At 75.9% G+C, this 6,697-nt stretch carries 5 protein-coding genes and 1 pseudogene; all 6 read left to right on the forward strand.

The features are described 5' to 3' along the window. The first annotated feature begins 20 nt into the window (after nucleotides 1–20). On the forward strand, nucleotides 21–1,220 hold the full coding sequence (gene coaBC, locus EUA98_RS01480; protein ID WP_130100879.1) for a bifunctional phosphopantothenoylcysteine decarboxylase/phosphopantothenate--cysteine ligase CoaBC: 1,200 nt from the start codon (nucleotides 21–23) through the stop codon (nucleotides 1,218–1,220). 40 nt (nucleotides 1,221–1,260) lie between these two features. Further along, on the forward strand, nucleotides 1,261–2,466 hold the full coding sequence (gene metK / locus EUA98_RS01485) for a methionine adenosyltransferase (RefSeq protein ID WP_130100880.1): 1,206 nt from the start codon (nucleotides 1,261–1,263) through the stop codon (nucleotides 2,464–2,466). A 124-nt stretch (nucleotides 2,467–2,590) separates the two neighbouring features. Further along, a complete protein-coding gene (locus EUA98_RS01490) occupies nucleotides 2,591–4,789 on the forward strand; it encodes a primosomal protein N' (protein ID WP_242511196.1) in 2,199 nt (732 codons plus the stop codon). Next, nucleotides 4,786–5,496 carry an HAD family hydrolase gene (locus EUA98_RS01495; protein WP_242511197.1) on the forward strand — a complete coding sequence of 237 codons (711 nt, stop codon included), beginning with the start codon at nucleotides 4,786–4,788 and terminating at the stop codon, nucleotides 5,494–5,496. The genes EUA98_RS01490 and EUA98_RS01495 overlap by 4 nt, the downstream gene beginning before the upstream one ends. Nucleotides 5,497–5,506: 10 nt before the next feature. Further along, complete coding sequence (gene fmt / locus EUA98_RS01500) at nucleotides 5,507–6,454, forward strand: methionyl-tRNA formyltransferase (RefSeq protein WP_130100881.1); 948 nt, start codon at nucleotides 5,507–5,509, stop codon at nucleotides 6,452–6,454. After that, nucleotides 6,451–6,697, forward strand: a pseudogene (locus EUA98_RS01505) (hypothetical protein); the annotation flags it as partial. The gene fmt and the pseudogene EUA98_RS01505, both read left to right, overlap by 4 nt.

Below are 6,697 nucleotides of genomic sequence, written 5' to 3' on the forward strand. Positions count from 1 at the left end.
GCGCCGTCGGGGGCCGCGACGTGCAGATCGTCCTGGGCGTTGCCGGCGGCATCGCCGCCTACAAGGCGGTCCTGCTGCTGCGGCTGCTGCGCGAGGCCGGGCACGACGTGCGCGTCGTGCCGACCCGCGCGGCCCTCGAGTTCGTCGGGCGTCCCACCTGGGAGGCGTTGTCCGGTCAGTCCGCCACGCCCGAGGTGTTCGACGACGTCGCGCACGTCCCGCACGTGGCGCTCGGCCAGCACGCCGACCTCGTGATCGTGGCACCGGCCACCGCTGACCTGCTCGCGCGCGCCGCGGCCGGCCGGGCGGACGACCTGCTGACCTCCACGCTGCTCACGGCGCGTTGCCCGGTGCTGATGGCGCCGGCTATGCACACCGAGATGTGGGACCACCCCGCCACGCGCGCGAACGTGGCGACGTTGCGCGCACGGGGCGTGCACGTGCTCGACCCCGCGTCCGGCCGGCTGACCGGCGCGGACACCGGTCCCGGTCGGCTCCCCGAGCCGGACCAGATCGCGGCCGCCGCGCTCGCCCTCGTCGCGCCCCCGCGACCGCAGGACCTCGCCGGCCGCCATGTCGTGATCTCGGCCGGGGGCACCCGCGAGCCGCTCGACCCCGTGCGCTACCTCGGCAATCGGTCCTCCGGCCGGCAGGGGTACGCCCTGGCCCGCACCGCGCGTGATCGCGGAGCCCGGGTCACCGTGGTGGCCGCCAACGTGAGCCTCGACGACCCGGCCGGGGTCGACGTCGTCGAAGTGGAGACCACCGACCAGCTGCGCACCGCCGTGCGGGCCGCAGCCCGGACGGCGGACGTCGTCGTGATGGCGGCCGCTGTGGCCGACTTCCGACCCGTCGCCGCCGCCGGCCACAAGGTCAAGAAGCGCAGCGACGGCGTCGTCGACCCGATCCTGCTCGAGGCGAACCCCGACATCCTCGCCGAGCTCACCGCCGAGAGGCTGCGTCCGGGCCAGGTGATCGTGGGCTTCGCCGCCGAGACCGGGGACGAGCACACCACCGTGCTGGAGTACGGGCGAGCCAAGGCCCGGCGCAAGGGCGCCGACCTGCTCGCCGTGAACGCCGTCGGCCACGGGCTCGCGTTCGGCACGACCGACAACGCCGTGACGATCCTCGATCGGCACGGCGACGTGCTGGGCGCCGCCGTCGGGTCGAAGGACGAGGTGGCCGACGCCCTCTGGGACGAGGTCTGCCGGCTCGGATAACCCGACCGCCCGGCCGTACCTCACCACTACTGTGGTCCCCATGACCGCTTCTGATCTCCGCCAGTTCACGTCCGAATCCGTGACCGAGGGGCACCCCGACAAGGTGTGCGACCAGATCTCGGACGCCATCCTCGACGCCCTGCTCGAGCAGGATCCGGCCGCGCGCGTGGCCGTCGAGACGATGGTCACCACCGGCCTCGTGCACGTCGCCGGTGAGGTCACCACGAGCGCGTACGTCGAGATCCCGCAGGTGGTCCGCCAGGTCGTCCGTGCGATCGGCTACACCTCCTCGAGCATCGGGTTCGACGGCGACTCGTGCGGCGTCTCGGTGTCGATCGGCGCGCAGTCGCCGGACATCGCGCAGGGCGTCGACAAGGCCTGGGAGCTGCGCCACGACGCGAGCCACACGTTCACCGACCCGCTGGACGCCCAGGGCGCCGGCGACCAGGGCCTGATGTTCGGCTACGCGAGCGACGAGACGCCGTCCCTGCTGCCGCTGCCGATCTGGCTCGCGCACCGCCTCGCCGAGCGCCTCGCGCTGGTCCGCAAGGAGGGGATCGTCTCCGGGCTGCGCCCCGACGGCAAGACCCAGGTGACGATCGGGTACGACGGCGACCGCCCCGTGCGCCTGGAGACGCTCGTGCTGTCGACCCAGCACGATCCCGACATCCAGCTGGACCTCCTGCTGCCGGAGATCGCCGAGCACGTGGTCAAGCCCGTGCTCGCGCTGGTCGACTTCGACACCAGCAACCACGAGCTGCTCGTGAACCCGACCGGCACGTTCGTCGTCGGCGGACCGCAGGGCGATGCCGGGCTGACCGGCCGCAAGATCATCGTCGACACCTACGGCGGCATGGCGCGCCACGGCGGCGGCGCGTTCTCCGGCAAGGACCCGTCCAAGGTGGACCGCTCGGGTGCGTACGCGATGCGGTGGGTGGCCAAGAACGTGGTCGCGGCCGGGTACGCGCGCCGCTGCGAGGTCCAGGTCGCCTACGCGATCGGACGCGCGCACCCCGTCGGGCTGTACGTCGAGACCTTCGGCACCGAGACGGTGCCGCTGGCCCGCCTGACGGCCGCGATCCGCGAGGTGTTCGACCTGCGGCCGGCGGCGATCATCCGCGACCTCGACCTGCTGCGCCCGATCTACCAGCGCACGGCCGCGTACGGCCACTTCGGCCGCGAGCTGCCGGACTTCACCTGGGAGCGGAGCGACCGGGTGGAAGACCTGCGGTCCCAGCTCTCCTGACCCGGTCGGCTGGCGCGGCCTCGGCCGCGGGTTCGTCCTGCGCGGCCGCGGGGTTCGCTGCCGCTGCCGGCGTGCGGTGTCGGTGCGGCGTGGTGGGATGACCGGTGTGATCGAGGGTGGGGCTGTGAGCGCGGGGACGACGGCGGGTGGGCTGCCGGTCGGCGAACAGCTGACCCTCGCTGGGCTGCCCGGCCCCCGCACCGCGCGTCGACCCCGGTCGGCCGTCGCGGTGGAGATCGCCGAGCGGCTGCCCGTGGCGCGGGTCTGCATCGACCTGCCGCCGGCGCACCTCGACCGGCCGTTCGAGTACCTGGTGCCCGCCGCGCTGGACGACGTCGCACAGCCCGGCACGCGTGTGAAGGTGCGGTTCGGCCGGCAGGACGTCGACGGGTACCTGCTCGAGCGCGTCGAGACCGCCGAGCACGACGGCGAGCTCGTGCCGCTGCGCAAGGTCGTGTCCGGTGAGGCGGTGCTCACCCCGAGCGTGCTCCGGCTCTCCCGTGCGGTCGCCGACCGGTACGCCGGCACGCTCGCCGACGTGCTCCGCCTCGCGATCCCGCCGCGGCATGCGCGGGTCGAGGCGGAGGGCGGTCCGGCTGCGGCTGCTGCGGCGGAGGGCAGTCCGGCCACGGCTGCTGCGGCGGAGGGCGGCCCGGCCGTACGCCCCAGCGAGGTGCGCGGCCCGACGCCGTCGGGCACCGGGTGGGCCGACCACCGCGGCGGTGGCGCGTTCCTCTCGCACCTGAGCGCCGGCCACGCACCGCGCGCGGTCTGGAGCGCGCTGCCCGGCGGACCGGGGAGCAGCTGGGCGGACGCGATCGCGCAGGCGGTCGTGGCCACCAGCATCAGCGGGCGCGGGTCGCTCGTCGTGGTACCGGATGCGCGCGACGGCGATCTGGTCGCGGCCGCGCTCGAGTCGGCCGGCGTGCCCGCCTGGACGCCCGGCGCGGAGGGCGGCTACGCCCGGCTCGCGGCCGACGACGGCCCGGCGAGCCGGTACCGGTCGTTCCTGGCGGTGCTGCGTGGGCACGCGCGGGTGGTGATCGGCACGCGCGCCGCCGCGTTCGCGCCGGTGCAGACCCTCGGGCTGGTCGTGTGCTGGGACGAGCTGGACGACCTGCACAGCGAGCCGCGTTCTCCGTACCCGCACGTGCGTGAGGTGCTCGCGATCCGCGCCGAACAGGCGGGCTGCGCCGCGCTGATCGGCGGGCACGCGCGGTCGACCGAGGCCCAGGCCATGGTCGCGGCCGGCTGGGCCCAGCCGCTGCAGGCCGACCGGCCGGTCGTGCGGGCCCGCACCCCACGGGTCCGCGCGCTGACCTCGATCGAGCTCGCGCGGGACGGCGCGGCGGGCGCCGCCCGACTCCCGAGCGAGGCGTGGCGGGTCGCCCGCGAGGCCCTGCGCACCGGTCCGGTGCTCGTGCAGGTGCCACGCGCCGGGTACCTGCCCGTGGTCGCGTGCGAGCGCTGCCGGACGGTCGCGCGCTGCGGGGCGTGCCACGGGCCGCTCGCGATCGGGTCCGCCGCCGGGGTGCCGCAGTGCACCTGGTGCGGCGCGCTGGCCACGACCTGGCGGTGCGGCGAGTGCGGCAGCGGCGCGCTGCGGTCGGTCCGGGTCGGGTCGGACCGGACCGCCGAGGAGCTCGGTCGCGCGTTCCCGGGGGTGCCGGTCCGGGTATCCGGTGCCGGCTCGCCCACCGGGGTCCTGGCCCGGGTCGACGGGCGGCCGGCCCTGGTGGTGGCCACCCCCGGAGCCGAACCGGAGGCCGACGGCGGGTACGCCGCGGCGCTGCTCCTCGACGCGGCGGTGTCCACCGCGCGCGTATCGCTGCGCACCGGCGAGGAGGCCGTGCACCGCTGGTTGACGGCGGCGTCCCTGGTGCGCCCGTCGGGAGCGGGCGGGGTCGTGCTGCTCGTGGGCGACGCCGCGCCCGCGCCCACCCAGGCGCTCGTGCGGTGGGATCCGGTCGGGTTCGTCGAACGCGAGCTCACCGAGCGCGCGGAGCTCGCGCTGCCACCCGCGGTCCGGGTCGGCGCCGTCACCGGGACCCGGGATGCCGTCGCGGTCTTCCTGGCCCGCCTCGCGCTGCCACCGGGGGCGGATGTGCTCGGTCCGGTCGTCGTCGAGGACGCGCAGGCCGTGACCGCCGCGGCGCGGCAGGCTCCCGGGACCCTCGACCAGCCGGTGCGCGCGATCGTCCGGGCGCCGCTGGCGGCCGGGGGAGCGCTGGCCGCGGCGCTGGCGGCGTCGTCCGCCGTGCGCAGCGCCCGGCGAGAGGGCGGCACCGTGCGCATCCAGCTCGATCCGAGGGAGATGCTGTGACGCACGAACAGCGGCCGACGCAGGAGCAGCCGTCGGCGGAGTCGCCGACGCAGGCGCAGTGGCCGTCGGGGGAGCCTGGCCGGGGGATCGACACCGTGGTGTTCGACCTCGGGAACGTGCTGGTGCGCTGGGACCCGTACGGGCCGTTCGTGGGCCGGCTGGACCACCGGGCCGTCGCGAGGTTCTTCGCCGACGTCGACTTCCCGGCGTTCAACCAGCGCCAGGACTCCGGACGGTCCTGGGCGCACGCGCGCGCCGACGTGCACGCCCGGTTCCCCGAGCACGCGCGGGCCGTCGACCTGTACGTCGAGCACTTCGTGGACGCCGTTCCGGGGCCCGTCGAGGGGTCGGCGCAGATCGTGCGCGATCTCGCGTCCGACGGCGTCCGGCTGTTCGGGCTCACCAACTGGTCGGCCGAGACGTACCACCACGCCGAACCCGCGGCGCCCGTGATCGGTCTGCTCGAGGGGGTGCTGGTGTCCGGGCAGGTCGGCCTCGTGAAGCCCGACCCGCGGATCTTTGCGCTGCTGGCCGAGCGGTTCGACCTCGTGCCGGGCCGCACGGTGTTCATCGACGACTCGCCGGCGAACGTCGAGGCGGCGGTGCGGGTCGGCTACCAGGCGGTGCTCTTCACCTCCGCGGACGCGTTGCGCCGGGATCTGCGCGCGCTCGGGCTGGCCGTCGGGGCGGCTGCGCCTCGCACTTAGACTCGGGCCCATGCGTCTGCTCTTCGCCGGAACCCCTGAGGTGGCCGTGCCCGCCCTCGAGGCACTGCTCGATTCCCGGCACGAGGTGGTCGCCGTCCTGACGCGACCGGATGCCCGGGCCGGCCGCGGCCGGAGCCTGACCGCGAGCCCCGTCAAGCAGCGGGCCGAGCTCGCCGGCCTCGAGGTGCTCACCCCCCGCAGCCCCCGGGACCCCGGTTTCCAGGCCCGGCTCGCCGAGCTTGCGGTCGACTGCGCGCCCGTGGTCGCCTACGGCGCGCTGCTGCCGCCGGAGGTCCTCGGCGTGCCCGCGCACGGTTGGGTCAACCTGCACTTCTCGCTGCTGCCCGCCTGGCGCGGCGCAGCGCCGGTGCAGCGTGCGGTGATCGCCGGCGACGAGGTGGCCGGCGCGACCACGTTCCTGATCGAGGCGGGCCTCGACACCGGACCCGTCTTCGGGATGCTGACCGAGACCATCCGGCCCCGCGACACCGCGGGGGACCTGCTCAGCCGCCTCGCGGTCGCGGGCGGGAGCCTGCTGGTCGCCACCCTCGACGCGATCGAGGACGGCGACGCGAGCCCGATTCCCCAGACCGCCGACGGCGTCAGCCACGCACCCCGGCTCGAGGTCGAGGACGCCCGCGTGCGCTGGAACCATCCCGCCCACGCAGTGGACCGCCTGATCCGGGGCTGCACGCCCGCGCCGGGTCCGTGGACGACCACGCCCGACGGCGGCCGGCTCAAGCTGGGCCCCGTCACGCTGCGCCCGGACGTGACCGACCTCGCCCCCGGGGCGGTGCGCGTGGGGCGCGCCGAGGTCCTCGTCGGCACCGCCTCCCACGCGGTCGCCCTCGGTGAGGTGTCGTCCGCGGGCAAGCGCGCGATGAACGCCGCCGACTGGGCCCGTGGCGCCCGGCTGGCACCCGAAGCAGTACTTGGCACCCAGGAGGTCCCGGCGTGAGCGGTTCCGAGAACGACAAGCACGGCCGTGACGACCGCACCGGACGCGGCGCCGCCAACCCGCGGGGCTACGAGGGGCGCAGCGCTCGACCCCAGAACGCCAGCGGCGACCGGCGAGGCGACGCGGTGAGCCAGGACGACCGCTCCGCCCGGCCCGCCGACGGCGCAGGTCGGGATGATCGCGCCGCCCGCGCCGCCGAGGGCTCGGGCCGCGACGACCGCTCCGGCCGCCCCGCCGGGGGAG

The sequence above is a fragment of the Pengzhenrongella frigida genome (assembly GCF_004168625.1).
GTDB classification, from domain to species: Bacteria; Actinomycetota; Actinomycetes; order Actinomycetales; family Cellulomonadaceae; genus Pengzhenrongella; species Pengzhenrongella frigida.

Excerpts from the sequence above, each read along its gene's own strand:
- metK (WP_130100880.1), top strand. The coding sequence starts at position 1,261 with ATGACCGCTTCTGATCTCCGCCAGTTCACGTCCGAATCCGTGACCGAG.
- fmt (WP_130100881.1), top strand. The coding sequence starts at position 5,507 with ATGCGTCTGCTCTTCGCCGGAACCCCTGAGGTGGCCGTGCCCGCCCTC.